Below are 25,528 nucleotides of genomic sequence, written 5' to 3'. Positions count from 1 at the left end.
CTGTCCTTTTCGTGGGGTGACGGGCGGCTCGTCGAGCCGGTCAGTCGGTCTCCGTCAGGAAACGTGCGTAGGCGGGGAGAGTGAGGAAGGCCGGGAACTCCTGGCCGAGGGCGACGTCGCGGAAGATCGTGGCGGCGTCATCGAAGCGGTCACCCTCCGATCTCTCGACCTCGTCGAGCACCTGAGTGATCAGGCCCTCGACGTAGTCCCGGGTGATCGGCGTGCCCTCTTCGGTCGAGCGGTCCTGGTGGATCCACTGCCAGATCTGCGAGCGGCTGATCTCGGCGGTCGCGGCATCCTCCATGAGGTTGTCGATCGCGACGGCGCCCAGGCCCCGCAGCCACGCCTCGATGTAGCGGATGGCCACCGAGACGTTGCCGTAGACACCGGCGGCGGTGATCGGCCGGCCGATGTGCACGTCGATGAGGTCGGCGGCGCGCACCCTCACGTCGGGACGCTGGCGGTCCACCTGGTTGGGGCGGTCGCCGAGCACGGCGTCGAACTCGGCCCGCGCAACGGGGATGAGGTCGGGGTGGGCCACCCACGTGCCGTCGAAACCGTCACCGGCTTCGCGCTTCTTGTCGGCTGCCACCTTCTCGAAGGCGCGCTCGGTCACCTCGGGGTCGCGGCGGTTGGGGATGAACGCGCTCATCCCGCCGATCGCGAAGGCGCCGCGCTTGTGGCAGGTCTTCACGAGCAACTCGGTGTATGCCCGCATGAACGGCACCGTCATCGTCACCTCGCTGCGGTCGGGCAGCACAAAGCGTGCGCCACGGCCCCGGTAGTTCTTGATGATCGAGAAGATGTAGTCCCAGCGGCCGGCGTTGAGCCCGGCGATGTGGTCGCGCATCTCGAAGAGGATCTCCTCCATCTCGAACGCGGCCGGCAGCGTCTCGATCAGCACCGTCGCGCGGATCGTCCCGTGCGGGATGCCGATGTACTGCTCGCTGAAGGTGAAGATGTCGTCCCAGAGCTTGGCTTCTTCGCTGGACTCGAGCTTGGCGATGTAGAAGTACGGACCCACCCCGTTCTCGATCAGCTGCTGTGCGTTGTGGAAGAAGTACAGGCCGAAGTCCACGAGCGACCCGGAGGCATCCATCGCGCGTCCCGTGCGGTCGGTGTAGCGCAGGTGCTTCTCGATGAGGTGCCAGCCGCGCGGGCGCATCACGATCGTCGGGGTCTGTTCGGCGGTGACCGCGTAGCTCTTGCCTTCGGAACTCGTGAACTGCAGCTGGCCGCGGATGGCGTCAAACAGGCTCAGCTGTCCTTCGATGACGTTCTTCCAGGTGGGGCTCGTGGCGTCTTCCTGGTCGGCCAGCCACACCTTCGCACCGGAGTTGAGCGCGTTGATGGTCATCTTCGGGTCAGTGGGCCCCGTGATCTCGACACGGCGGTCTTCGAGACCGGGGCCGGCGCCGGCAACCTGCCACTCACTGTCGTCACGGATGTGAGCCGTGTCGTCGCGGAACTGGGGGTCGTGGCCGTTGCCGATCTCGAAGCGGCGACGCATCCGGTCGGCGAGCCGGTCGTGGCGACGGGCGGAGAAGCGGGAGTGGAGGGCGGTGAGGAAGGCGAGCGCGTCGGGCGTGAGGATCTCGTCGTAGCGCTCGCGGATCGGCCCGGTGACCTCGATCTGGGGCGCGCGAGCTGCGGTGGCAGTCGGCCGCGAAACCGGCGTCGAGCGGGTGGGCATCGGAGTGGTGGTGGAGGGAGTCATGGCGCGTCCTTCCTGGGCGAGCGAGTAGTGGTCGAGGATGCTCCGTCCGGCGGGTGCTCCGGTGCGGGGTCTCCGTGATCCGCGTCCTGGTCAGTAGCGGGTCCTGAACACCACTGTGCGTGAAGTTTGAGACCGAAGCTGGCCATTTGGGCTGTGAAGATTGATCAATATTCTGCTGATGTGACAGAATCGCGGCCATGACCGAGCTGCGTGTGCCCGAAGAGATGACAGAGTTCGGCGGTGTCCCTGACGACGATGCCGTCGATACCCTCACGATCGGGCGCCGCATCCGGCAGGTGCGGACCCAGCGCGGGATGACTCTCGATGATCTCGCCGCGGCCGTGGGCCGGGCCCCGAGCCAGCTCTCGATGATCGAGAACGGGCGGCGCGAGCCCAAACTCACCCTCCTGCAGGCGATCGCGCGGGCTCTGGGGACAACTCTCGAGGTGCTGCTGGAGGCCGCGCCGCTCGACGAGCGATCCAGCATGGAGGTCTCGCTCGAACGAGCTATGCGCGGCTCGACGTTCCAGGCGCTGGGGATCGCGCCGTTCCGGATCGGCCGCGGCGTTCCCGACGAGGTGCTGACCGCGATGCTGTCGCTCCACGCAGAGATCGAGCGCCTCCGGGACGAGCGTGCGGCGACGCCCGAGGTGGCCCGCCGGGCGAACCTGTCGCTGCGCCGGCTCATGACCGGTCAGAACAACTACTTCGCCGACCTCGAGTCGCACGCGCGTGATCTACTGGCCGCCGTCGGGCACACGGGCGGCCCACTCACGCAGCGCACGGCATCCGATATCGCGGCGCACCTGGGCTTCACGATCCACTACGTCTCGGATGTTCCGCTGACCACCCGCAGTGTGCTCGATCTGAAGAACGGGCGGCTCTACCTTTCGAGCACGATTGCGAGCAAGCGGGATGCCCGCACCGCCGTGCTGCAGTCGTTGGCGAGCCGTATTCTCGGCCACGACGAGCCCGCCAGTTACGGTGACTTCCTGCGCCAGCGCGTGGAGATCAACTACCTCACGGGTGCGCTCCTGATGCCCGAAGATGACGTTGTGCCCTTTCTGCGGGAGGCCAAGACGCGCCGGGCTCTCTCGATCGAGGACCTCCGCGACGCGTACTCCGTCTCGTACGAGACGGCGGCGCACCGCTTCACGAACCTCGCCACCGTGCACCTGGACCTACCCGTGCACTTCCTGAAGGTCCACGAGTCCGGCACGATCACGAAGGCGTACGAGAACGACGACGTGAACTTCCCCACCGACCGGTTCGGTTCCATTGAAGGCCAGATGTGCTGCCGGAAGTGGACCAGCCGCGTCGTGTTCGACATCCCCGACCGGTTCAACCCCTACTTCCAGTACACCGACACCGGCAACGGCACCTACTGGTGCACGGCCCGCGTCGAACCGTCATCCGAGGGGCTGCACTCGATCAGCGTGGGCGTGCGCTTCGATGACACCAAGTGGTTCATCGGGCGCGAGACCACGAACCGCGGGGTGTCGCGCCACTCGGTCGAGGTGTGCTGCCGCCGCGCGCCGGCAGATCTCGAGTCATCCTGGCGCGGTCACTCCTGGCCGAACGTGCGTACCCCCGCACCCTGCTGGCCACGCTCCCCACCGGGGCGTTCCCGGGTGTTGACACGACGGATGTCTACGAGTTTCTTGAGGCCCACGCACCCGACTGAGCCCGCGGCCACGTGTCGAGGTCAGCGACCGGCGATGAGGTCGGCGACCCGGGCGAGCGCCGACGTTCTTGCCCCACCCCGCGCCTCGATCCGGTCGGCGCTGCGGTAGGCGGTGTAGATGGCATTCACGGCGCTCCAGCGCAGGGGCTCGATTTCCCAGCGCCTGGCGCGATGGTCCACCCAGGGCAGCCGGGCGAGGTCGGTGTCGCGGCGCAGCACGAGGTCAGCCAGGGTCCGTCCCGCGAGGTTCGTCGCCGTTACTCCCGTCCCGACGTAACCTCCGGCCCACCCGAGCCCGGTTGCGAGGTCGAAACCGACGGTCGCTGACCAGTCGCGCGGCACACCGAGGACGCCCGCCCACGCGTGGGCGAGAGGTACACCGCGCGTCGCGGGGAAGAAGTCGTGCAAGAGACCCGCGAGCGAACGGATCGTGCGCTCCTGCGTCCGACCATCCGTGTCGACGCGAGACCCGTAGCGATACGGAACCCCTCTGCCGCCGAACGCGATGCGATCGTCCGCGGTGCGCTGCGCGTACATGTAGACGTGCGCCGCGTCGCCGAGGGTGTCTCTCCCCGCCCAGCCGATCGTGTCCCACACCCCGCTCGGCAGCGGCTCGGTGACGATCATCGACGAGTTCATCGGCAGCCATGTGCGGTGCTCGCCGCGTAGGTTCGCCGTGAAACCCTCGGTGGCGCGGATGACGGCATCCGCGCGCACGGTACCGCGATCCGTCTCCACGCGTCCGGGCTCGATGGACCGAGCCGTCGTGTTCTCGACGATCGTGACGCCGGACCGCTCGACCGTGTCGGCGAGACCGGCAGCGAGCTTTGCCGGGTGGATGCGGGCGCAGTGCGGATGCCAGAGGCCGCCCAGGACCCCGGCAACCTCGACGCGGTCGCGCGTGGCTGCGGCATCCAGTTCTGTCACGTCAGTGTGCGGCCACGACAGCTCTTCGGCCGCGGTCGTCCGGAGCCTGGCGAGCTGCGCCGGCGTGCGGGCGATCTCAAGCTCGCCGCCCTTGACGATGTCGGCGCCAATTCCTTCGCGCCGCGCGACCTCGATGACCTCGTCCACGGTGTCATTGAGTGCTCGTTGCTGAGCGATCGCCGCGTCTCGACCGTGACGAGCGACGTACTGCGCGCGTCCGCCCGTCACGGAGTTCGTGAGCCAACCGCCGTTGCGACCGGATGCCCCGAAGCCGGCGAATCTCTGCTCGACGATGCAGATCCGCAGGTCGGGCTGTGCCCGCTTGAGGTAGTACGCCGTCCACAGTCCGGTGTAGCCGGCGCCGACGATGCAGACGTCGACGGCGAGGTCGCCGGAAAGCGACGCGCGCAGGGGTGGGGTGCCGCCGAGGTCTCGCCACCACCACGACACGTCGCCATTGATCACCCGACGATTCTCCCACGACGGGAGCCGTCGCGTCAGTGGCAGTCGACGACGGATTCCGACGTTCAGGTCGCGCGGGTCGCGCGCGATCGATCGTCCAGCTATTCTCACGACATGAGCCAACTCGATAGCCCCACGGTTCCGCTCGGCGGCCCCACACTCCCGCAGGAGCGGCGTCTAGTCACGCCCATTCCGGGACCGCGCTCGCAGGAGCTGATGGCGCGCAAGGCTGCTGCCGTGTCGGCAGGCGTGGGGCACACGGCTCCGCTGTCGATCGTGGCTGCAGGCGGAGGCATCCTGCTGGACGCCGACGGCAACTCGATTGTCGACCTGGGCTCGGGCATCGCCGTCACCTCCGTCGGCAACGCGCACCCCGCCGTGGTGGCTGCCGTCCAGGAGCAGGTTGCTCAGTTCACGCACACGTGTTTCATGGTCGCGCCGTATGAGCCCTACGTCGCCGTCGCCGAGGCTCTCAATCGCATCACTCCGGGCGAGCACGACAAGAAGACTGCGCTGTTCAATTCGGGAGCCGAGGCCGTCGAGAACGCGGTCAAGATCGCGCGCAAGCACACCGGGCGTCAGGCCGTCGTCGCCTTCGACCACGGCTACCATGGCCGGACCAACCTGACGATGGCCCTCACCGCCAAGCACATGCCCTACAAGGCGGGGTTTGGGCCGTTTGCCCCGGAGATCTACCGGGCTCCGATGTCCTATCCCTATCGCGACGGGCTCGACGGTGCCGCGGCCGCCAAGAGGGCGATCGGTGTCATCGAGAAGCACGTCGGCGTGACGGATGTCGCGGCGATCATCATCGAACCCATCCAGGGTGAGGGCGGGTTCATCGTCCCCGCCGACGGCTTCCTTCCCGCCCTGCAGGAGTGGGCGAACGCCAACGGTGTCGTCCTGATCGCCGACGAAATCCAGACCGGCTTCGCCCGCACCGGAGCCATGTTCGCCAGCGACCTGTTCGGTATCGTCCCCGACCTCATCACGACCGCCAAGGGGATCGCCGGCGGACTGCCGCTTGCTGCCGTCACCGGTCGAGCCGAGATCATGGATGCCTCGCACACGGGTGGCCTCGGCGGCACCTACGGCGGCAACCCCGTCGCGTGCGCCGCCGCGCTCGCCGCCATCGAGGTCTACGAGACCGAGGATCTGTCGGCCCGGGCCCGGCACATCGGTGAGGTTCTCGAGGGGCGCCTGCGGGAGATTCAGGCATCCGACCCGCGCCTGGGCGACATCCGGGGGAGGGGAGCCATGATGGCTGTCGAGTTCATCGACCCCGCCACCGGTGACCCGGATGCCGCCCTCACCTCCCGCGTTGTTCGCGCAGCCCTCGACGAGGGCGTGCTGATGCTCACCTGCGGGACCTATGGCAACGTCATTCGTTTCCTGCCGCCCCTGGTCATCGGTGATGACCTGCTCGATGATGCTCTGGACGTGTTGGCGCACGTGCTGACATCGTCGTGATCAACCGACCACCGTTCGCTGCCGACCGAGGAGGACCCATGAGTACCTACGCCGTCGTTAACCCCGCCACCGGGGAGACGCTTGCCACCTACCCCACCGCGACGGATGCCGAGGTCGACGCGGCGATCACGTCGGCCGAGGAGGCGTACCGCACCTGGGGCCGCACCTCGACAGCCGCCGAGCGTGCCGCCCTCGTGCGCCGCGCGGCGGAGCTGCACCGCGAACGGCGCGACGAACTGGCCGAGATCATCGTGCGCGAGATGGGAAAGCCGTTGTCGGCGGCCATCGGTGAAGTCGACTTCGCGGCCGACATCACCGAGTATTACGCCGACAACTACGAGAAGATCACCGGCGATACGCCGATCGACATCCTCGGTGAGGGAACCGCCGTCATCCGTCGTTCGCCGCTGGGTGTGCTGCTGGGCATCATGCCCTGGAACTTCCCCTACTACCAGGTGGCCCGGTTCGCGGCCCCGAACCTCGTGATCGGCAACACGATCCTGCTCAAGCACGCCCCGCAGTGTCCCGAGTCGGCAGCGGCGATTGCCGCGATCTACCGGGATGCCGGCTTCCCGGAGGGGGCCTACGTCGATGTGCGCCTGACTAACGAGCAGGCAGCGACAGTCATCGCCGACCCGCGGGTGCAGGGAGTTTCGGTCACCGGTTCGGAGCGCGCGGGTGCCGCTGTGGCCGAGATCGCTGGTCGCAACCTCAAGAAGGTCGCGCTGGAACTCGGTGGCTCGGATCCCTTCATCGTGCTCTCCACCGATGACCTCGATGCGACGGTGCAGATGGCTGTCGATGCGCGGCTCGACAACAACGGGCAATCCTGTAATGCGCCCAAGCGCTTCATCATCATCGACGAGCTCTACGACGCGTTCCTCGAGAAGTTCGTGGCCGCCATGGCGGCTGCGCCGCTGGGGATCCGTTCGCCGAGGACACGGTGATCGGACCGCTCTCGTCGCTCGCGGCTGCCGAGCGGCTCGAAGAGCAGGTGAACCGTGCCGTCGCGCAGGGCGCCACTGTCGAGCTCGGCGGGGCCCGAGACGGGGCGTTCTACCCCGCGACGGTGCTCACCGGTGTGTCAGCCGACAACGACATCTACCGCGAGGAGCTCTTCGGTCCTGCGGGTGTCGTCTACCGGGTGGGCGATGAGACGGAGGCTGTCACGGTCGCTAACGCAACCAGCTACGGACTCGGGTCGTACGTCTTCACGACCGACCCGGCACAGGCCGAGCGGGTGGCCGATGCCGTCGATGCTGGAATGGTGTACGTCAACATCGCCCTCGCCGACAGCCCCGAGCTTCCCTTCGGGGGCGTCAAGCGCTCCGGTACCTCGCGCGAGATGGGGTTGCTGGCTGCAGACGAGTTCGTGAACAAGAAGCTCATCCGCGTCGCCTGAGCCTGAGATCTCTGACGGCGTATCGCGGGCGGCGCCAGGGCCAAGGGTCCCTAGCGGCGCCCGCGACGCGCCCCCACAATGAGGGCATGGAAGAGATGATGGACGATGTCGTCGCCACTCTCAGCGATGCCGAGTGCTGGCAGCTTCTGGCGGGCGAAGAACTCGGCCGCCTGGTCACCCGGGTCGGAGATGTCCTGGACATCTTCCCGGTCAACTACGTGATCGATCGCGAGAGCGTCGTGTTCCGCACCGCCGAGGGAAGCAAGCTTGTCGAGCTCACCGTCAACGACGAGGTGCTCTTCGAGGTCGATCACTACACCGAGACAATGGCCTGGAGCGTGATCGTCCGCGGGCGCGCTCATCGGCTCGCGAGCGAAGAAGAGGTCGAGGCTGCTGACGAGCTTCCGCTGCGCCCGTGGCTTCCCACGTTGAAGTACCAGTACGTCCGCGTGCGCGCCGAGTCCATGTCGGGTCGTCGCTTTCGCCGCGGACCGGAGCCGGATCGGTACGGCATCGCCGACTATTGAGTCCGGCCTCAGGCATCCGCCCGGTCAGATGCCCGATCATGGTGAGGTGAACCCCGCACGCCTGTGGATTCCGGTGCTGGCCGGAGCGCTCACGGTCGCGCTCGGAATCACGGCGGTCGTCGGGGTCGAGTGGCTCACCGCTGACCGTCGACCCAGCGCGATCACCGCGTCCCAGGCGGGAGTCATCGCCGACGTCCTCGCCGAGAACCGGGCCTTCGCCGCTGACATCCGCGGAGCCCGAGGGGAGTACGTCGAGGCAGCAGCGGCCTGGGAAGCCGACGCGACCTGGATCCTGCACTGGCTGGACGAGGATGCGGCTCCTCAGCCCGCGGTCGCCAATCCCGGCGGACAGAGCTTCCCCGGAGATGACCCGCAGGGCCGGGCGTTCCTGGACTCGATCGGAGCGACCGATGTCCAGGTGATCTTCGACGCGGGCGCCGAGAACTGCGGCTATGCCAGCCAGGACGATGGCCCCGGACGCTCGTGGTCGGCGGCTGCTACCAGACCGCCTACCCCGACTGGCTCTTCGTTGCGTGGGAGCCGGGCATCGAACGGCTGGTCTGGCCGATGTTCGTTCACGAAGCCATGCACTGGTACCAGTATCAGAACTACTTCCCGTATCTGCTCGCGGCCGAACGAGCTGGCGTTTCGGACGAGGACTACGAACGGGCGCTCGAGACGGATGCCAGTTGCCGAGCCGTCTACCAGCACGGCATCGACCGCTCCGCGTTCGCGAATTCCTCGTCGCCGTGCGACCTCGAGGACTGGTACGAGGGGTGGTTTGTCGACCAGCTCGCCGCGCTCGGCGTGCGCACGAGCGCCCCGACACCGGAAGAGTTCGAAGTGAGCGGCGTGGTGCGCCCGTGATCGGTGAGCGGCGGTCGAGACCGGCGCGGAGAGCGACACTGCTCGCCGTGTGCCTGGTGTCGGCATCCGTGATGCTCGCTGCCTGTGCCGGTCCCAGCATCGATGAGCTCGAGACGGATGCCGAGAGAGCGTTTCGGGCCCTCGTCGCAGCCGCCGACGGGGTCGAGGAGGGTGTGCTGCGCACGCTCGAGGTGACGGGCCCAGACGAGCAGACCTGCGGCGACCAGGGACGCGGGCTACAGCGAACGTACGTCGCGGTCGGTTCCGTTTCGGTGGGGGCAGACTATGCCGCCGAGGATGCGCTCGTCGATGCCGTTACCGCGGTGATCGATCCCGAGGAGTGGACGCCCATCGCCGCCGACGGGATTGCGGGCCGGGATGGCGCCTGGGTCGATGAGAACGGCGTCGTCGCGACCGTCACCTATGACTCGCCACTTCTCGTGATCGCAACCTTCACGCCGTGTCGCGACGCATCGTGACGCTCGGGGGCGGTTCGCCCGCCCGGAGGGCATGCCGTACACTTGACCTGCAGTAGAAATCTGCATTCTTTCGCCGTGCCCGCGATCGGGTAGCCTCCCTTCTTCGGTGTCACGGCAGAAGACTGTAGAGACCTCGAGGTCTTCGGGCCTTTAGGGCGGTAGCTCAATTGGCAGAGCAGCGGTCTCCAAAACCGCAGGTTGCAGGTTCGATTCCTGTCCGCCCTGCGCGTCAGCGCAAGCTGGCACAACAGAAGCAACCAGGTGGGATACATGGTCCAGGATGACGCCAAGGGCGAGATCGTTGCCGGCGGCAACGCTCCTCGCGAGAAGAAGCTGAACGTCTTCGCGCGGATCGCCCTGTTCATCCGTCAGGTGTTTGCCGAACTCCGCAAGGTCGTCACTCCGACGCGTCAGGAGCTCGTCAAGTACACGCTTGTCGTGCTCGGGTTCGTCGTCATCATGATGGCTCTCGTGTGGGGAATGGATTACGTGTCCTCGTGGCTGACGACACAGGTCTTCGGCGTTCCCGCCTGATCTGTTCGTCCTCCCGGCGCGGAGCCTTCGGCTATGTCGCGCCCGATCAAATGGAAGTGAACGAAATACGTGTCTGAACGATTTCTCGACGATGCCGACTGGGCGCCCTCGGCCGAGCAGTCCTCCGAGGAGGACGAGGCCCAGGAGGGCAACGAGCTCGCGCGTGAAGAGCACCAGAGCGATGCGGCCGAACATGTCGCGATCCACATCGAGGATCAGGACGGCGATGTGGACTACTCGGACGACGACGACGTCGAGGTGAGCGACCCGGAGGCTGATGCGATCGTGAACGATGCACTCGAGATCGACGAGGCGGCAGAGGCACAGGCCGCTGCCGAGGTCCTGACGGACGACCTCGCCGAAGAGGAAGCCGAGCGCGCGGCGCACGCTGCCGACGAGGTGGCTCCGTACGACGGGCCCGAACTCGGTGACGATGAGGCCGACAAGGACGAGACCGACGAGGACGAGACCGAGGAAGACCCGTACGAGGCCTTCCGTGCCGAGCTGCGGTCTCTGCCGGGCAAGTGGTACGTCATCCACTCGTACGCCGGCTTCGAGCGCAAGGTCAAGGCCAACATCGAGCAGCGCAAGTCGACGCTCGAGGTCGAAGAGGACATCTACCAGATCGAAGTTCCGATGGAAGATGTCGTCGAGATCAAGAACGGCCAGCGCAAGATGGTCACCCGCGTGCGCATCCCGGGCTACGTGCTCGTGCGCATGGAGCTGAACGAAGACACCTGGTCGGTCGTTCGTCACACCCCGGGTGTCACCGGATTCGTCGGCAACGCCCACAACCCGACGCCGCTGCGCTTCGAAGAGGCCTTCACGATGCTGAAGTCCCTCGTCGAGGTCAAGGAGGCGGCTCCGGTCAAGGGCGGCGCCAGCGGAGCCAAGGGTCAGCCCGTTGCACGCAGCATCGTCACCGAAGTCGACTTCGAGATCGGTGAGACCATCACGATCAAGGAAGGCTCGTTCGCGGGCCTGCCCGGCTCGATCAGCGAGATCAAGCCCGAGAGCGGCAAGCTCACGGTTCTCGTTTCCCTGTTCGAGCGCGAGACCCCGGTCGAGCTCAGCTTCGACCAGGTCACCAAGCAGTAACAGTCACCAAGCAGTAGCGTCACCGCGCTTCAGCGCGACACAGACCACCGCTCCCGGAACGGCCGGGCTGCGGGAGAGCGGATGCCGACAGCATCAGCTCGATGAAAGGAAAGAAACATGGCACCGAAGAAGAAGGTGACCGGCCTGATCAAGCTTCAGATCAACGCCGGTGCCGCCAACCCGGCGCCGCCGATCGGGCCCGCGCTCGGTCAGCACGGCGTCAACATCATGGAGTTCTGCAAGGCGTACAACGCCGCGACCGAGTCGCAGCGCGGCAACGTCATCCCCGTCGAGATCACCGTCTACGAGGACCGCAGCTTCACGTTCATCCTCAAGACCCCGCCGGCCGCCGAGCTCATCAAGAAGGCTGCGGGCGTGCAGAAGGGCTCGAAGACGCCGCACACGGCCAAGGTGGGCAAGCTCACCAAGGACCAGGTGCGTCAGATCGCCGAGACCAAGATGCCCGACCTGAACGCGAACGACATCGAGGCTGCCTCGCTGATCATCGCCGGCACCGCCCGTTCCATGGGCATCACGGTCGAGGACTGAGGGGGAGAAGAGTCATGGCTACCAAGTCCAAGTCCTACAACGAAGCCGCCGCGAAGATCGAGGCCGGCAAGTTCTATTCGCCCACCGAAGCGGTGAGCCTCGCGAAGGAGACGGGATCGAAGAAGTTCGATTCCACCGTGGAGGTCGCCCTCAAGCTCTCGGTCGACCCGCGGAAGGCAGACCAGATGGTGCGTGGCACCGTCATCCTGCCCCACGGCACGGGAAAGACCGCGCGCGTCATCGTGTTCGCGACCGGTCCCGCCGCTGAGGCAGCTATCGCTGCCGGTGCGGATGAGGTCGGCGGCGCCGAGCTGATCGAGAAGGTCGCCGGCGGCTACACCTCCTTCGACGCTGCAGTGTCGACCCCGGAGCTCATGGGCCAGGTCGGGCGCCTCGGTAAGGTGCTCGGTCCCCGCGGTCTCATGCCGAACCCCAAGACCGGCACCGTCACTCCGAACCCTGCCAAGGCGGTCGAGGAGATCAAGGGCGGAAAGATCGAGTTCCGTGTCGACAAGCACGCCAACGTGCACTTCGTCGTCGGCAAGGCCTCGTTCTCGGCCGACCAGCTCGATGAGAACCTGAAGGCCGCGCTCGACGAGATCGTGCGTCTGAAGCCTTCGAGCTCGAAGGGTCGCTACATCCAGAAGGGTGCGGTCTCGACGACGTTCGGCCCCGGCATCCCGCTGGACGTGAACAGCATCGCCTGATCAGGACGAACCAGCACAACGGCCTCCGCCTCGGCGGGGGCCGTTGTCGTTCATCCGCCGACGACGAGGCTCACGCTCAGGGCGATCATGACGACCGCGATGACCGCGTCCAGGATGCGCCATGCCCGTGGTGTCGCGAGCCAGCGTCCGAGGTATCGTGCGCCGAACCCGAGCACGCTGAACCAGACAACGCTGGCGATGACGGCGCCGAGCGCGAAGATCCAGCGGCTATCGCCGTACGTGGTGGACACGCTCCCGAGCAGGAACACCGTGTCGAGGTACACGTGCGGGTTGAGCCACGTGAGCGCGAGGACCGTGAGAACAGTCCCCGCTAGCCGTGTGGGGGCGACGGCAATGCTCTGCGGGGTACCCGCCGAGGGACGGGTGTCAACGCCGGCGGAGTTCGCGTGGTCGTCCGTGACCGCGAGCACCCCGGACGGGCGCCACGCGCGCCTGGCCGCCAGGAGACCGTATCCCCCGAGGAACGCTGCGCCGGCCCACCGCACCGCCGTCACCAGCCACGGCAACGCCGTGAGGGCGAGCCCGACTCCCGAGACGCCGAGCGCGATGAGGATGGCATCCGAGGTGGCGCACACCACAACCACCGCCAGGACGTGCTCCCGGCGGATCCCCTGGCGGAGCACGAAGAGGTTCTGTGCTCCGATCGCGACGATCAACGACAGCCCGAGTCCGAGGCCGGCCAGGAGGGGAGTGAGCACGACTCGACGTTAGTTGTCGGGCGTCATTCACTCCAGCTCATTATTCTGCTCGAGCATTAGCATTGCTTCATATGAAGATCGACTTCGAACTGGCCGACACCGTGGCGATCATCGCCGAGGAGGGGACGCTGGAGGCTGCAGCCCGACGAATGCAGATCACCCCGAGCGCCGTCAGCCAGCGACTGCGCACGATCGAAGATGAGGTCGGACGTGTGCTGCTCGTGCGCTCGAAGCCCGTTCATCCCACGGATGCCGGGGATGCGGTCATCCGGCTGGCCCGTCAAGCACGTGTCCTGGAACACGACGCACTCGCGGGCATCGGCAGTGCCAGCAGCGCCGGCGACAGCACGAGCGGCGCGCCGGAGCCCGTGTCGGTGCCGCTGGCGGTCAATGCTGACTCGCTCGCCACCTGGTTTCTGACGCCGCTCGCGCGCCTGAGTGCGCGGCATCCGATCGTGTTCGATCTCCATCGCGATGACCAGGACTTCACGGCGGCTCTCCTGGAGGGCGGCACCGTCATGGGCGCTGTGACCTCCCGCGCGGAGCCCGTCGCCGGGTGTCGCGTCACCGCCCTGGGCGTCATGCGGTACGAGGCTGTCGCAACACCGGCGTTCATCGATCGATACCTTCCCGCCTCGCTCGATGACCTCGTCGCGCTGGCTGCGGCCCCGGTCGTCCAGTTCGATCGTCGCGACGACCTGCAGGACAAATGGGTCAGAGAGCGGGGGATTTCCGGCTCTCGCGCGCCGCGGCACTACGTGCCTGCATCCCATGACTTCGCCCAGGCGGTGAAGCTCGGGTTCGGCTGGGGGCTGCTTCCGAGCTTCCAGTCGGCTGCCGAACTCGAGCACGGAGCGCTCAGACACCTCGGTGGTCCGCCGATCGATGTTCCGCTGTATTGGCAGCAGTGGAACCTGCGCTCGCCCCTGCTGGACGCGGTTGCCGCCGAGATCGTCGAGGAGGGCCGTCGCGTGCTTCGGCCCGAGCCCAGCGTCAGTCGTCGCTGACGCGCAGGACGATCTTGCCGCGGGTGTGTCCGCCCTCGATGTCGCTGTGAGCTTTTGCCGCATCGGACAGATCCAGGACGTGGTCGATGTACACCTGGATCGACCGGGAATCCAGCAGGCGGGCGATCGTCGCCAGGGTCGCGCCTTCCGGAATCACCTTGTAGCTGGTCGCACGCACGCCGGCCGCTGCCGCAGCCTCCTGATAGTCCGGCCACGATCCCGTGGGCACCAGGATGTAGATCCCGCCGGGGCGCAGCACCGACATCGATCGCGAGCCGATCGAGTCCGTCACGTTGCCCACGAGGTCGATGACGACATCCATATCGTTCACGACCTCTTCGAAGCGCGTCGAGGTGTGGTCGATGACGACCGAGGCGCCGAGGTCACGGAGCCACGGAGCGTTGGCTCCGGATGCCGTCGCGGTCACGTGAGCTCCGAAGTAGGCCGCGAACTGCACGGCGAAGTGCCCCACACCCCCGCTACCGGCGTGGATGAGGATGCGCTGCCCTTCGTGGGCATGAGCGGTCTCGACGACCAGGCCCCAGGCTGTGAGCGCTGCAACCGGAACGCCCGCCGCCTCGACGTGCGAGAGCGAGGCAGGCTTACGCGCGATCGACAGGGTCGGTGCGACGACGTACTCGGCGTAGCTTCCCGGGGTTCGGGGGAAACCGGCCATGCCGAACACCTCAGTGCCGACGGGGAACGGATGCGTCTCGAAGGGCGACTCGACCACGACGCCGCTGAAGTCGAAACCGAGAATCTCCGGCAGCGCGTCGACGGCGGGAGCGAGCCCCTTGCCCGCCCGGGTTTTGGCGTCGATCGGGTTCACCCCGGCCGCGACGACCCGCACCAGGACCTCGCTGAGAACCGGGCGCGGCACGGGAACGCTGGCTTCGGTCAGAACACGGGGAGCACCCCACTGCGCGACGGTGATCGCCCGCATCACCTCGGGGACCTGCGACGGTTCCGTCGAGAATGCCCGGGTTTCCGGGGATGGGCGTAGCGGCCGGAATCGCATCGGTCGCTCCTTCCGCGAATTCGTCGTCAGCGGACCGTGCACATCGGCATCGATGTGGCACATGACGACCAGTGGAACCCCGCCCTCCGCGAGGTGTTCTCAGTCAATCGCGCGATTGTCTCGCTCGTGTTACGCCGGTGTCACCGGACCGATAAGACCCGCTCGTCAGCGCTGGGGGATCTCGCCCGACGCGAAGGCGGTGAGCAGGTCGGTGAGTTGATCTATCGACGCAGTAGGCCACTCCGCGAGAGTCTGGGAGAGCATCTGCTCGTAGGGTCCTCGTGCAGCATCCAAACGCTCCCGCCCGCGCGGGGTGAGGGAGATCAGCCGCGAGCGACGGTCGTCAGGATCTGCGGTGCGCTCGATGAGGCCGAGTTTTTCCAGGTCGGTGATCTGCCGGCTGATCATGCCCTTGTCGGCGGTGAGTCGGTGCGCGAGGGCAGAGGACGTCGTGGGTCCGATGCGACCGATCGTCGCGAGGAGCTTGAACGTCCCGGGCAGCATCCCGGGGCTCACCTCGTCAGCGATCTGGGCATAGAAGCGCCGGATGCGTGAGATGAGTTCAGCGATGGCGCCCTCGAGCCGGTCGACAGCCGCGCGGTGATCGCGGGCCTCGGCGTCGACCGGTTCGGGTGCGTCAGTCTCGCTCACCGTGGCGACTCCGGGCGGGAAGCCGCGCGGGACTCATCCGAGTGGCGGTGGCGGTCGGAATCCACCGGAGACGCGGCCGTCGCCGTGAGTGTGTCCATGCCTTCGCTCACTGACACGGTAGCCAGGTCGGCTTCGCCCGCTTCCAGTCTTTCGCGGTTCGTCATCCGGGTGAGAGGAACGTTTGGCAGGAACACGATAGCGATAAGGCTCATGATCGCGAACGGGACGAGGATCAGGAAGGAATGCGAGATCCCCTGGGCATAGACGTCTTCGAAGATGACGCGCAGCGCATCCGGCATGGCGGAAACCTGGGGGAGCGAGCCCGACTGCAGCTGTTGAGCCCACGTCGGTGCCTGATCGCCCAGCGTGGCCAAGGCTGCCGTGATGTCAGCCTTGCGTCCGCCCAGGAGGTCAGTGACCTGACTCGCGAGCGCCGCACCCATAACCGAGACGCCGATACTGCCGCCGAGGCTGCGGAAGAAGGTGACCCCGGAACTTGCGACGCCGATCTTGGTGGGCTCCGTCGTGTTCTGCACGATCAGCACGAGGTTCTGCATCGTCATGCCGACGCCCGCGCCCAGCAGGAACATGTACACCGACACGAGCGCGAAGTTGGTGTCGTAGTGGATGGTCGTGAGCAGCCACGATCCTGCGATCAGGGACACACCGCCGCCGATGAGGTAGGGCTTCCAGTGGCCGAAACGGGTGATGAGTTGTCCCACGCCCACCGACGCGACGAGGAGCCCGCCGATCATCGGGATCGTCATGAGGCCCGCCTGGGTGGGAGTCGCGCCCCTGGCCAACTGCATGTACTGGCTCAGGAACACTGACGCACCGAACATCGCGATACCGGTCGCGATCGAGGCGAGGACGGCGAGGGTGAAGGTCCGGTTGCGGAACATCGACAGGGGAACCAGCGGCTCGCGAGAGCGGAGCTCGACGAGGATGAACAGCGCCGCGGCGACGATGGCGCCGCCGACCATGAGGAGGGTGGGAATGCTCCACCAGTCGAAGGAGTCGCCGGCGAGTGTCACCCAGATGAGCAGCAACGACACCGCGGTGGAAAGAAGGATGATCCCGACGTAGTCGATCGACACCTTGCGAGCCGTGAACGGCTTCAGATGAAGTGTGCGCTGCACGATGATCAGGGCGGCGATGGCAAACGGGAGCGCGACGTAGAAGTTCCACCGCCAGCCGAGGCTGTCGGTGATGAGGCCTCCCACGAGAGGCCCGCCGATTGTCGCCAGCGCCATGACCGCGCCGAACAGACCCATGTAGCGTCCGCGTTCGCGCGGGCTGATGATGTCGGCCATGATGACCTGGCTGAGTGCCGCAAGACCGCCGGCGCCGAGGCCCTGCACCGCGCGCATGGCGATGAGCCACTCGGGGTTCTGGGCGAACCCTGCCGCAGCGGTTGCGACGACGAAGATGCCGATCGCCAGCTGGAACAGCAACTTGCGGTTGACCAGGTCGGCGAGCTTTCCCCAGACCGGTGTCGAGATCGCTGTGGTGAGCAGGGTCGCGGTGACGACCCAGGTGAACGCTGCTTGGTCGCCGCCCAGGTCGTGGATGATCACGGGGAGCGAGGTGGAGACGACGGTCGATGCCAGCATCGACACGAACATGCCGAGGAGCAGGCCCGAGAGAGCCTCGAGAACCTGTCGGTGCGTCATGCCGGACTCGGTGAGCGCGGCGGGCGCGGGGGAAGAGGAGGATGCCATGGGTGCCTTCACAACGACGGAGATGCGGCTGCGCTCGTCATCGCGCAGTCATTGACAAATGTCAACCATACGCCGACTAGTTGACAAGAGTCAAGTAGTTAGCGGGTGCGCGGTTCAGCGCGACTCCCGCGGTGGCGGAGTCGACGAGCCGTGCCCGTCACCGTGCGGTCAGTCCGAGAGTGCCAGGGCGCGGTACGGCTCGCGGGAAGCGGCGGCGGTGACCGGCGCGGCGGGCAGGCTTCGCGTGCGCTGCGTGCGCATATACAGTTCGTCGATCAGGGCCGTTGCCAGGCCGACCAGCCGCGCGATCTCGGTATCGTCGCGGTCGACCCACGCGCATTGCGGCTCGTCGCCGACGGGAACGAAGCCGTCGTGCTCCTCCCAGGCGACGAGAGTCCGCTCCGCGCCCAGGACGTGCTGCTGCCACCACACCTGCCGTAGGTACGACCGGGGAATGGAGCGCCACGCCTTCTTCGTCGTCTTGATCTCCGCGAGGATCACGCGGCCCTGGCTGTCGACCATCAGTCCGTCGGGGGTTGCGAGGTGGCGTTTCTCGACCTCGGCATGGAAGAGCGCGGACGACGGGAGGATGCCGTGCGTTGCAGCGACCCAGCGGGCGATCTCGGGTTCGCGCAGTCGCCCGTGGGCCGTGTATGCGTTGCCGGAGAACCCCGAGCCCATGAGCTTCGCGTCGGCGGCGCGGGGAATCACGCGCTCGGACGTGAGCGCCGCGACATCCGTTGCCGTGATCCCTCGTGATCGGGCCCGAACCCAGGCCACCCGGTCGCGCGAATCGGCGACGATGCGCGCTTGGAGTTCGGGGGTCACCCCTCGACCCTAAGCGCGGGCGCCGACGCCCGCTGCCCGTACACGCGAGGAATCGCGATCACCCCGACGCCGATTTGTCGCGGCATCGAACAGGCGCGTACACTTGTCGAAGCCAAAGACCGCCGGTCATTGGCGTGTGCGCAAGCACTCGTCAATCGAAGCACTGCATCGCAGGGGCCCGCGCAGGTGTCACAGAACGATTCTCCGGAATTCCGGATCACTCAGCTCCGTGCGCTTGCGCCGGAGCTTTTTTGTGTTCCGGGGGTGTGAGGCTCACGGCCCGCCACCGCGGACCGTGGACAAGACACAAGGAGTGGCCATGGCGCAGAAGGAAGCGACGGTTGCCGAGCTCACGAAGAACTTCGAGGACTCGACCGCTGTTTTGCTCACCGAGTACCGCGGCCTGACGGTTGCCGAGCTCAAGGAGCTCCGCAACAGCATCCGTCAGGACGCTGAGTACGCCGTGGTGAAGAACACGCTCTCCAAGATCGCCGCGAACAACGCGGGGATCACGTCGATGGATGAAGACCTCAAGGGGCCTTCGGCTATCGCGTTCGTGCACGGTGACCCGGTCACCGTCGCGAAGGGATTGCGCGCCTTCGCCAAGGCACACCCTCTTCTCGTGATCAAGGGCGGATACTTCGACGGTTCCCCCCTGAGCGCGGAAGAGGTCAACAAGCTCGCCGACCTCGAGAGCCGTGAAGTCCTGCTGGCGAAGCTCGCCGGCGCGATGAAGGCAACGATGACCAAGGCAGCATTCGTCTTCAACGCGCTGCCGTCGAAGGCCGTTCGCACGGTCGACGCGCTGCGCGAGAAGCAGGAGTCCGCGGCCTGAGACGGGCCCCGGCAATAACCACACCCATCAAGGAGAATCATCATGGCAAAGCTCAGCACTGAAGAGCTGCTCGACGCGTTCAAGGAGCTCACCCTCATCGAGCTCTCCGAGTTCGTCAAGGCGTTCGAGGAGACCTTCGACGTCACCGCCGCCGCGCCGGTCGCGGTTGCCGCTGCGGGTGCCCCCGCCGGTGGCGCGCCCGCCGAAGAGGCCGAGGAGAAGGACGCGTTCGACGTCATCCTCGAGGCCGCTGGAGACAAGAAGATCCAGGTCATCAAGGTCGTCCGCGAGCTCACCTCGCTCGGCCTCGGCGAGGCCAAGGCCGTCGTCGACGGTGCTCCCAAGGCTGTCCTCGAGGGCGCCAACAAGGAGACCGCCGAGAAGGCGAAGGCTGCTCTGGAAGAGGCTGGCGCCAGCGTCACCCTCAAGTAAGTCCCTGCGACTTTCCCCGAAGGCTCCGGATGCTGCGGCATCCGGAGCCTTCGTCGTTTCTGCGCCGGGCGGTCGTATTCGCCTCGCTGCCGGGGCGCGGCGGCCCGCTAGGGTGAACGCATGACCAGCGCCACCGACGCGGCGATGCAGCCCGGGCCAGAGCCGGCCCGGAGCGCCGAGGAGATCACCGGGTTGACAACGGCGGAGGTCGCGCAGCGCGTGGCCGATGGCCGCACCAACGACTATCAGGCCGACTCCAGTCGGAGCATCGGCAGCATCATCCGCGCCAACGTCTTCACGATCTTCAACGCGATCGTCGGGTCGTGCTTCGCCGTGCTCCTTCTGCTCGGCAGGTGGCAGGACGCGATCTTCGGACTGAGCGCCCTGGCCAACACGATCATCGGGGCCTGGCAGGAGTTCCGGGCCAAGGCAGCGCTCGACCGCCTCGCACTGCTCAACGCGCCGACCGCACGCGTCCTGCGAGACGGTATCGAGGCCGAGATCCACCCGACCGACGTCGTGATCGACGACATCCTCGTGCTCCGCGCCGGCGACCAGATCGCCGCCGATGCCGAGGTCGTGAACGCGCGCGGCCTGCAGGTCGACGAGTCGATGCTCACGGGCGAGTCGGACGCCGTCGACAAGCGGCCCGGTGATGACGGCGGGAGTGGCTCCGAAGCGCTGTCGGGATCGATCGTCGTTGCGGGGGAGGGCCTGGCGCGCGTCATCCGTGTCGGTGCCGATTCCTACGCCAACCGCTTCGCCGCCGAGGCCAAGCGGTTCTCGCTCGTCTCGAGCGAGTTGCGCTCCTCGATCAACCTCGTGCTCCGCGTCGTCGGCTGGGCGATCGGGCCCATGGCGCTTCTGGTTCTGAACGCGCAGATGATGGTGTTCGGCGGATGGGTCGCAGCCTGGGAGAACGGCGACTGGGTGCAGGCCGCTGTCAACACCATCGCCGCGGTCACCGCGATGATCCCGCTCGGGCTCGTGCTTATGACGAGCATCGCCTTTGCGGTGGGTGCGGCAAAGCTCGCCTCTCGCCAGGTTCTCGTGAACGAACTGCCTGCCGTCGAGGGATTGGCCCGCGTCGATGTCGTCTGCCTCGACAAGACCGGCACTCTCACCGCCGGGGAGATCGAGTTCGATGCCGTCCACCCCGTCGGCGCCGAATCGGCTCCCGGGTGGGGCGAGGCGCTCGCCTGGTACGGCGCTGACCCCGCGGCAAATGCAACGGCGCGGTGCTTGCGTGACCCGTATCCCCTCGAGCGTCCCCTCGCGCCGGGAGCTGTCATCCCGTTCTCGTCGGCACGCAAGTGGAGCGCCGTGTCCTTCGTCGACGGCCCGGGTGGGGCGTGGGTGCTCGGCGCTCCGGAGATGGTCTTTCCCGACACATCCGGACCAGGGACCGAACTCGGATCGCTGGTCGCAGAGCTCGCCGCGACGGGGCGGCGCACCCTCGTGCTCGGTCACTCGCCGCATCAGATCTCGGATGAGCAGGCGGAGGCGGAGCGCATCCCCGAGGACCTCGTGCCGATCGTCGTGCTCACCTTCCGCGAGCAGGTGAGGCCGGATGCCGCGCAGACGCTGGCGTACTTCCGGGAGCAGGGCGTCGGCATCCGTGTCATCTCCGGAGACAATCCCCGCACCGTCGCGGCCATTGCCCGCGAGGTCGGGGTCGATACGCCGGAGGGGTTCGACGCCCGAGAGCTCCCCGACGACGACGAGGCGCTCGCGGATGTGCTCGAGCAGTACCACGTGTTCGGTCGGGTCACGCCGGAGCAGAAGAAGCGGATGGTGACGGCCCTGCAGTCACGTGGCCACACCGTGGCGATGACCGGTGACGGGGTGAACGATGCGCTCGCGATCAAGACCGCCGACATCGGTATCGCGATGAACTCGGGGGCCGCGGCCACGAAGGCCGTCGCGCGCCTCGTGCTGCTGGATGGCCAGTTCTCGCACCTGCCCGACGTCGTCGCCGAGGGCCGTCAGGTGATCGCCAACATCGAGCGCGTATCGATGCTCTTCCTCACCAAGACCGCCTACATCTTCGTGCTCTCGATCGTCTTCGGCATCCTGGTGCTGCAGTTTCCGTTCCTGCCCCGGCAGCTCTCGATCACCGACGGCCTCACGATCGGCATCCCGGCGTTCTTCCTGGCCCTCATGCCCAACCGGCAGCGCTACATCCCCGGGTTCCTGCGGCGCTCGCTGAGCTTCGCGATCCCCGCCGGTGTCGTCGTCGGAGCGGGGCTCACGCTCTATACGCTCGGTGCGCAATCCCTCGGTGTCACGGAGGAGCAGATGCGCACCGGCGCCACGATCATCCTCGCGATCGTCGGCATCTGGATACTCACGGTGCTCTCGCGCCCGATCAACCGCTACAAAGGGCTCGTGATCGGCGCGATGTTCATCGGACTGGTGCTGATCTTCTCGGTGCCCCTGGCGACGGATTTCTTCCAGCTCGTGGACCCGGGTGAGGGAGCCGCGTATTTGCTCACCGCGGTGATCGTCGCGACGATCGGGGGCGTCGAGGTCGTGCGCTTCATCCACCGCCGCTTCGTGGCGCGAGACACCGCTGCCCGAACGGCGGGGGGAGTGGGTGTTAGCGCCCGGCGCCCGCGGCGGCGCGGAAAAAGCGATTCGTCGGTGGAAGCCACAACACCACGAGGGTGAAGACCTCCAGCGCGAGCTGCACCGTGGCGATCCAGTCGAAATCGGCGGTGGCGATGGCCAGGACGTGCAACGGCACCTGAATCGCCAGATAGACCGTCAGGGTGATCCGTGACAGCCGGCTGCCGCGCGCGACGCCCGAGGCGATCCCGATGATCAGAAGTCCGAGAAGGATGATGGCCGCCCCGATGAGCGACACCGCGAGCACCTCGCCCGAGGTGGACTGGTCGTAGCGGCTCAGCAACACCAGGATGCCGAGCAGGATGCTCAGCAGTCCCGTGACGTACACGAAAGCGACAGCCACCGACACCACGATGGGCCGGCGGGCGGCATCCGTCGTCGCGGTGACCGCGTCCGCGCCGGTCGTCGTGTCGTCCACGGCACCAACTGTAGCGGGATGCCCCCGCGCCGGATGCAGAACCTGCGGACGCGGCGCAGGGACGGCCCGCAGCGCGAGACACCGCGCTCCCAGTGAGACACCGCGCGCCGGGTGAGACACCGCGCGCCGCAGGGTGCCTCACCGGCTGCGGGGTGTCTCGGGGAGAGTGAGGTGCCCCTAGGGCACGCCGACTCCGACTGTCACTGAGGGCGTCCCGGGCGGCGGGGCTGTCGAGCTGCGCACGATCAGGCGGGCCTGGATGCTGACATCCTGGGGAACCTGGCCGGGATTCGCGAGCTGCTCCAGCAGCATCCGCGCCGCCTGGGCGCCCTGATTGCGCGGCGACTGCTCGAGCGTCGTGAGGGCGAACATCTCCGCGAACTCGTGATTGTCGATCCCGACGACGCTCAAGGAGCCCGGCACCGGGATGCCGAGGCGACGGGCGGCGATGATGGCGCCGATCGCGACCTCGTCGCAGGTGGCCACGAGCGCGGTGGGGCGGCGCTCGGCGTCTCCGAGCAGATCGACCGCCGCCGCGTAGCCGCCCGGGAGGGTCACCTCAGACCTGACGTGCGTCTCGGGCAGGCCTGCCTCGGCCATCGTCGCCCGGTAGCCCGCCAGGCGCGCCCGGTCGACGTGGGGGCCTTGGGAGACCGAGATGCCGCCGACGAAGGCGATCTTGGTGTGCCCGAGCTCGATGAGATGGGCTGTCGCGCGCCGGGCGGCGTGCTCGTCATCCAATCGCACGACGCCCGCGCTGTCACCGATGGCGACCACACTCACGACCGGACGGCCGATGGCGACGAGTCTCTCGAGCTCGTGATGGTCGGGCTCCAGGCCGACGGCGATCAACCCGTCGAATCTCTTCCTGGCCAGGAAGTCGTCGAAGACACGTCGCCGGCCCTCCGTCCCCGGCTTGGCGTCGTAGAGGGTGAGGTCATAGCCGGACTCGAGCAGCACCTCTTGAATGCCCTCGAGAACCTCGGCGAAGAACCACCTGTTCAGGTAGGGCATGACGACACCGATGTTGCGCGTGCGTCCTGTCGCGAGGCTCGCAGCGCTCGAAGACGGAACGTATCCCAGCTCCTGGGCGACGCGAGCTACGCGCTCCCGGGTGGCCGCCGAAACGTACCCGTGCCCGGTGAGAGCACGACTTGCCGTCGCTTTCGAGACTCCCGCAGCGCGGGCTACGTCCTCGATGCCGCTCACGTCCTTGTACCTTCCGGCAGTTCTCTGCGGTTACCGACACCGCATGTCCGATCGATCGTCGATCTGTTGTAGGGACAGGCTAAACGACATCGACCAAAAAGCGGAACCGGTTCCACAGGATTGCTGTGTCGTCAATGCCTATCTATGTAGGCAAAGGAGCGCTCCCAACCGCAGTTATCGGCTCGTAATGGTTCATCTGTTGTGTCCGGGGGAAGAGGGCGATACGGTGTCATGGAAACGGTTCCGGAGAGGCTCTTACGAAGGAACCATGTTTGCGCTCAACGAGGAGGAATCATTCATATGGGCATGACACAGCGTCACAAGGTGCTCGGTGCCGTGGCTATCGCCGGCGTCGCGGGCATTGCGCTCGCGGGCTGTAGCGGTGACGGCGGCGGTGGCACTGACGGTGGTGGCGGCGACGTCGACAACGTCGTCACGATCTACGGCACGATTTCAGACACTGAGGCGGAGCTGCTCGACCAGTCGTGGGCCGACTTCGAAGAGGAGTCGGGAATCGACATCAAGTACGAGGCATCGAAGGAGTTCGAGTCTCAGATCGGCATCCGCGCCCAGGGTGGCAACCCGCCCGACATCGCGATCTTCCCCCAGCCCGGTCTGCTCGCCGACCTCGCGTCGCGCGGCTACCTGGTTCCGGCTCCCGAGGCCGTGCAGCAGAACGTCGCCGACTACTGGTCGGACGACTGGGCTGCCTACGGCACCGTCGACGGTACGCTCTACGGTGCGCCGCTGATGGCATCCGTCAAGGGCTTCATCTGGTACCAGCCGGCGAAGTTCGCCGAGTGGGGCCTCGAGGTTCCGACGACGCTCGATGAGCTCATGCAGGTCACCCAGACGATCCAGTCCACGACCGGCAAGGCGCCGTGGTGCGCCGGCTTCGGCTCGGGCGACGCGACCGGCTGGCCGGGCACCGACTGGGTCGAAGACATGGTGCTTCGCGACTCGGGACCCCAGGTCTATGACCAGTGGGTTGCCAACGAGGTCAAGTTCACCGACCAGCCGATCATCGACGCGTTCGACGCGACCGGTGAGTACCTGCTGAACCCCGACTACGTGAACGCCGGCTTCGGTGACGTGCAGTCCATCAATTCGACCGAGTTCGGCGACCCTGCGGCCGCCCTCGTCTCGGGCGACTGCGCACTGCACCACCAGGCATCGTTCTTCACCGGGTTCATCGAGGATGCCGGTGGCACCGTCGCTGAGGACGGCGACGTGTGGGCGTTCATCATGCCCGGTCAGACTGCCGGTGCTCCGGCCGTCACCGGCGGTGGCGAGATCGTCGGTGCGTTCAATGACGAGTCCGACACCCAGGCTGTGCTCGAGTACCTCTCGAGCCCGGAGTGGGCGAACAACCGCGTCTCGCTCGGTGGCGTCATCTCGGCCAACACGGGCCTCGACCCGGCGAACGCCTCGTCGGGCATCCTGACCCAGGCGATCGAGATCCTGCAGGACCCGAACACCACGTTCCGGTTCGATGCATCCGACCTCATGCCCAGCGCCGTCGGCGCCGGGACCTTCTGGAAGGGCATGGTCTCGTGGATCAGCGGTACCCCGGTCGACGAGGTCACCGCACAGATCGAAGCCGGCTGGCCCGCCAGCTGACAGTGACAGCAGAGGGCCG

22 protein-coding genes, 1 tRNA gene and 2 pseudogenes are annotated in these 25,528 nt (G+C 66.9%); 16 read left to right on the top strand and 9 right to left on the bottom strand.

The window, feature by feature from the left end; genetic code table 11:
- Positions 1 to 40: 40 nt before the first annotated feature.
- Positions 41 to 1,693, bottom strand: a complete 1,653-nt coding sequence (gene aceB, locus IT882_RS12770; protein WP_195694384.1) for a malate synthase A — start codon at positions 1,691 to 1,693, stop codon at positions 41 to 43.
- A 248-nt stretch (positions 1,694 to 1,941) separates the two neighbouring features.
- Here aceB and IT882_RS12765 point away from each other — a divergent pair.
- A pseudogene (locus IT882_RS12765) lies at positions 1,942 to 3,401 on the top strand (helix-turn-helix domain-containing protein).
- A gap of 21 nt (positions 3,402 to 3,422) precedes the next feature.
- Here IT882_RS12765 and IT882_RS12760 read toward each other — a convergent pair.
- The gene (locus IT882_RS12760) at positions 3,423 to 4,793 is read right to left on the bottom strand and encodes an NAD(P)/FAD-dependent oxidoreductase (RefSeq protein WP_195692162.1); all 1,371 of its coding nucleotides are present in this window, start codon (positions 4,791 to 4,793) and stop codon (positions 3,423 to 3,425) included.
- A gap of 111 nt (positions 4,794 to 4,904) precedes the next feature.
- Between IT882_RS12760 and gabT the strand changes: the two genes are divergently transcribed.
- The 10 genes and pseudogenes from gabT (at position 4,905) to rplA (ending at position 12,423) form a co-directional block, all read left to right on the top strand.
- On the top strand, positions 4,905 to 6,260 hold the full coding sequence (gabT, locus tag IT882_RS12755; protein WP_195692161.1) for a 4-aminobutyrate--2-oxoglutarate transaminase: 1,356 nt from the start codon (positions 4,905 to 4,907) through the stop codon (positions 6,258 to 6,260).
- Positions 6,261 to 6,298: 38 nt separating this feature from the next.
- Positions 6,299 to 7,662, top strand: a pseudogene (locus IT882_RS12750) (NAD-dependent succinate-semialdehyde dehydrogenase).
- A gap of 86 nt (positions 7,663 to 7,748) precedes the next feature.
- Entirely contained in the window at positions 7,749 to 8,189 is a 441-nt protein-coding gene (locus IT882_RS12745; RefSeq protein WP_229382121.1) for a pyridoxamine 5'-phosphate oxidase family protein, read from the top strand.
- Positions 8,190 to 8,672: 483 nt separating this feature from the next.
- Entirely contained in the window at positions 8,673 to 9,056 is a 384-nt protein-coding gene (locus IT882_RS12740) for a hypothetical protein (RefSeq protein WP_195692160.1), read from the top strand.
- Complete coding sequence (locus tag IT882_RS12735) at positions 9,053 to 9,535, top strand: hypothetical protein (protein ID WP_195692159.1); 483 nt, start codon at positions 9,053 to 9,055, stop codon at positions 9,533 to 9,535. The genes IT882_RS12740 and IT882_RS12735 overlap by 4 nt, the downstream gene beginning before the upstream one ends.
- Before the next feature lie 152 nt (positions 9,536 to 9,687).
- Positions 9,688 to 9,760: transfer RNA gene (locus tag IT882_RS12730), tRNA-Trp, on the top strand.
- Between the two features lie 45 nt (positions 9,761 to 9,805).
- Positions 9,806 to 10,069: a preprotein translocase subunit SecE gene (gene secE, locus IT882_RS12725; RefSeq protein ID WP_195692158.1), complete on the top strand. Its 264-nt coding sequence runs from the start codon at positions 9,806 to 9,808 to the stop codon at positions 10,067 to 10,069.
- Positions 10,070 to 10,138: 69 nt separating this feature from the next.
- Positions 10,139 to 11,167 (top strand): transcription termination/antitermination protein NusG, encoded by a 1,029-nt coding sequence (gene nusG, locus IT882_RS12720; RefSeq protein ID WP_195692157.1) that lies wholly within the window; start codon positions 10,139 to 10,141, stop codon positions 11,165 to 11,167.
- A gap of 117 nt (positions 11,168 to 11,284) precedes the next feature.
- A complete protein-coding gene (rplK, locus tag IT882_RS12715; protein ID WP_195692156.1) occupies positions 11,285 to 11,716 on the top strand; it encodes a 50S ribosomal protein L11 in 432 nt (143 codons plus the stop codon).
- Between the two features lie 14 nt (positions 11,717 to 11,730).
- Positions 11,731 to 12,423: a 50S ribosomal protein L1 gene (gene rplA / locus IT882_RS12710; protein WP_195692155.1), complete on the top strand. Its 693-nt coding sequence runs from the start codon at positions 11,731 to 11,733 to the stop codon at positions 12,421 to 12,423.
- Positions 12,424 to 12,473: 50 nt separating this feature from the next.
- Here the strand turns inward: rplA and IT882_RS12705 are convergent, their stop codons facing one another.
- Positions 12,474 to 13,142, bottom strand: a complete 669-nt coding sequence (locus IT882_RS12705) for a LysE/ArgO family amino acid transporter (protein ID WP_195692154.1) — start codon at positions 13,140 to 13,142, stop codon at positions 12,474 to 12,476.
- 71 nt (positions 13,143 to 13,213) lie between these two features.
- Between IT882_RS12705 and IT882_RS12700 the strand changes: the two genes are divergently transcribed.
- Complete coding sequence (locus IT882_RS12700; protein ID WP_195692153.1) at positions 13,214 to 14,149, top strand: LysR family transcriptional regulator ArgP; 936 nt, start codon at positions 13,214 to 13,216, stop codon at positions 14,147 to 14,149.
- On the opposite strand, the gene IT882_RS12695 is transcribed toward IT882_RS12700, so the two are convergent.
- The 4 genes from IT882_RS12695 to IT882_RS12680 form a co-directional block, all read right to left on the bottom strand.
- On the bottom strand, positions 14,136 to 15,167 hold the full coding sequence (locus IT882_RS12695) for an NADP-dependent oxidoreductase (RefSeq protein WP_195692152.1): 1,032 nt from the start codon (positions 15,165 to 15,167) through the stop codon (positions 14,136 to 14,138). The two genes, IT882_RS12700 and IT882_RS12695, sit on opposite strands and share 14 nt — an antisense overlap.
- Before the next feature lie 165 nt (positions 15,168 to 15,332).
- Positions 15,333 to 15,818, bottom strand: a complete 486-nt coding sequence (locus IT882_RS12690) for a MarR family winged helix-turn-helix transcriptional regulator (protein ID WP_195692151.1) — start codon at positions 15,816 to 15,818, stop codon at positions 15,333 to 15,335.
- Positions 15,815 to 17,539 (bottom strand): MDR family MFS transporter, encoded by a 1,725-nt coding sequence (locus IT882_RS12685; protein WP_195692150.1) that lies wholly within the window; start codon positions 17,537 to 17,539, stop codon positions 15,815 to 15,817. The genes IT882_RS12690 and IT882_RS12685 overlap by 4 nt, the downstream gene beginning before the upstream one ends.
- Before the next feature lie 168 nt (positions 17,540 to 17,707).
- Positions 17,708 to 18,367: a YqaJ viral recombinase family protein gene (locus IT882_RS12680; RefSeq protein ID WP_195692149.1), complete on the bottom strand. Its 660-nt coding sequence runs from the start codon at positions 18,365 to 18,367 to the stop codon at positions 17,708 to 17,710.
- Positions 18,368 to 18,686: 319 nt separating this feature from the next.
- On the opposite strand from IT882_RS12680, the gene rplJ reads away from it, so the two are divergent.
- The 3 genes from rplJ (at position 18,687) to IT882_RS12665 (ending at position 22,304) form a co-directional block, all read left to right on the top strand.
- Positions 18,687 to 19,202, top strand: coding sequence for a 50S ribosomal protein L10 (gene rplJ, locus IT882_RS12675; protein WP_195692148.1), 516 nt, complete (start codon positions 18,687 to 18,689; stop codon positions 19,200 to 19,202).
- A 42-nt stretch (positions 19,203 to 19,244) separates the two neighbouring features.
- Complete coding sequence (gene rplL, locus IT882_RS12670) at positions 19,245 to 19,634, top strand: 50S ribosomal protein L7/L12 (protein WP_195692147.1); 390 nt, start codon at positions 19,245 to 19,247, stop codon at positions 19,632 to 19,634.
- A gap of 120 nt (positions 19,635 to 19,754) precedes the next feature.
- The gene (locus tag IT882_RS12665) at positions 19,755 to 22,304 is read left to right on the top strand and encodes an HAD-IC family P-type ATPase (protein ID WP_418887754.1); all 2,550 of its coding nucleotides are present in this window, start codon (positions 19,755 to 19,757) and stop codon (positions 22,302 to 22,304) included.
- On the opposite strand, the gene IT882_RS12660 is transcribed toward IT882_RS12665, so the two are convergent.
- Positions 22,234 to 22,680 (bottom strand): hypothetical protein, encoded by a 447-nt coding sequence (locus tag IT882_RS12660; RefSeq protein ID WP_195692146.1) that lies wholly within the window; start codon positions 22,678 to 22,680, stop codon positions 22,234 to 22,236. The genes IT882_RS12665 and IT882_RS12660 overlap by 71 nt on opposite strands.
- Before the next feature lie 177 nt (positions 22,681 to 22,857).
- A complete protein-coding gene (locus IT882_RS12655) occupies positions 22,858 to 23,889 on the bottom strand; it encodes a LacI family DNA-binding transcriptional regulator (RefSeq protein ID WP_195692145.1) in 1,032 nt (343 codons plus the stop codon).
- A gap of 300 nt (positions 23,890 to 24,189) precedes the next feature.
- Here IT882_RS12655 and IT882_RS12650 point away from each other — a divergent pair, with 300 nt between their 5' ends.
- Positions 24,190 to 25,509 (top strand): ABC transporter substrate-binding protein, encoded by a 1,320-nt coding sequence (locus IT882_RS12650; RefSeq protein ID WP_195692144.1) that lies wholly within the window; start codon positions 24,190 to 24,192, stop codon positions 25,507 to 25,509.
- The last annotated feature ends 19 nt before the right edge of the window (positions 25,510 to 25,528 follow it).

It is taken from the genome of Microbacterium schleiferi (assembly GCF_015565955.1).
Taxonomy (GTDB): domain Bacteria; phylum Actinomycetota; class Actinomycetes; order Actinomycetales; family Microbacteriaceae; genus Microbacterium; species Microbacterium schleiferi_A.
The sequence above is the reverse complement of the archived record's forward strand: the minus strand, read 5'-3'. Positions and strand labels throughout refer to the sequence as shown.

Coding starts and splice junctions, on each gene's coding strand:
- aceB (WP_195694384.1), bottom strand. CDS start 1,693: ATGCCCACCCGCTCGACGCCGGTTTCGCGGCCGACTGCCACCGCAGCT.
- rplJ (WP_195692148.1), top strand. CDS start 18,687: ATGGCGCAGAAGGAAGCGACGGTTGCCGAGCTCACGAAGAACTTCGAG.
- IT882_RS12745 (WP_229382121.1), top strand. CDS start 7,749: ATGGAAGAGATGATGGACGATGTCGTCGCCACTCTCAGCGATGCCGAG.
- secE (WP_195692158.1), top strand. CDS start 9,806: ATGGTCCAGGATGACGCCAAGGGCGAGATCGTTGCCGGCGGCAACGCT.
- gabT (WP_195692161.1), top strand. CDS start 4,905: ATGAGCCAACTCGATAGCCCCACGGTTCCGCTCGGCGGCCCCACACTC.
- IT882_RS12665 (WP_418887754.1), top strand. CDS start 19,755: ATGACCAGCGCCACCGACGCGGCGATGCAGCCCGGGCCAGAGCCGGCC.
- rplA (WP_195692155.1), top strand. CDS start 11,731: ATGGCTACCAAGTCCAAGTCCTACAACGAAGCCGCCGCGAAGATCGAG.
- IT882_RS12650 (WP_195692144.1), top strand. CDS start 24,190: ATGGGCATGACACAGCGTCACAAGGTGCTCGGTGCCGTGGCTATCGCC.
- IT882_RS12700 (WP_195692153.1), top strand. CDS start 13,214: ATGAAGATCGACTTCGAACTGGCCGACACCGTGGCGATCATCGCCGAG.
- IT882_RS12695 (WP_195692152.1), bottom strand. CDS start 15,167: ATGCGATTCCGGCCGCTACGCCCATCCCCGGAAACCCGGGCATTCTCG.
- rplK (WP_195692156.1), top strand. CDS start 11,285: ATGGCACCGAAGAAGAAGGTGACCGGCCTGATCAAGCTTCAGATCAAC.
- rplL (WP_195692147.1), top strand. CDS start 19,245: ATGGCAAAGCTCAGCACTGAAGAGCTGCTCGACGCGTTCAAGGAGCTC.
- IT882_RS12685 (WP_195692150.1), bottom strand. CDS start 17,539: ATGGCATCCTCCTCTTCCCCCGCGCCCGCCGCGCTCACCGAGTCCGGC.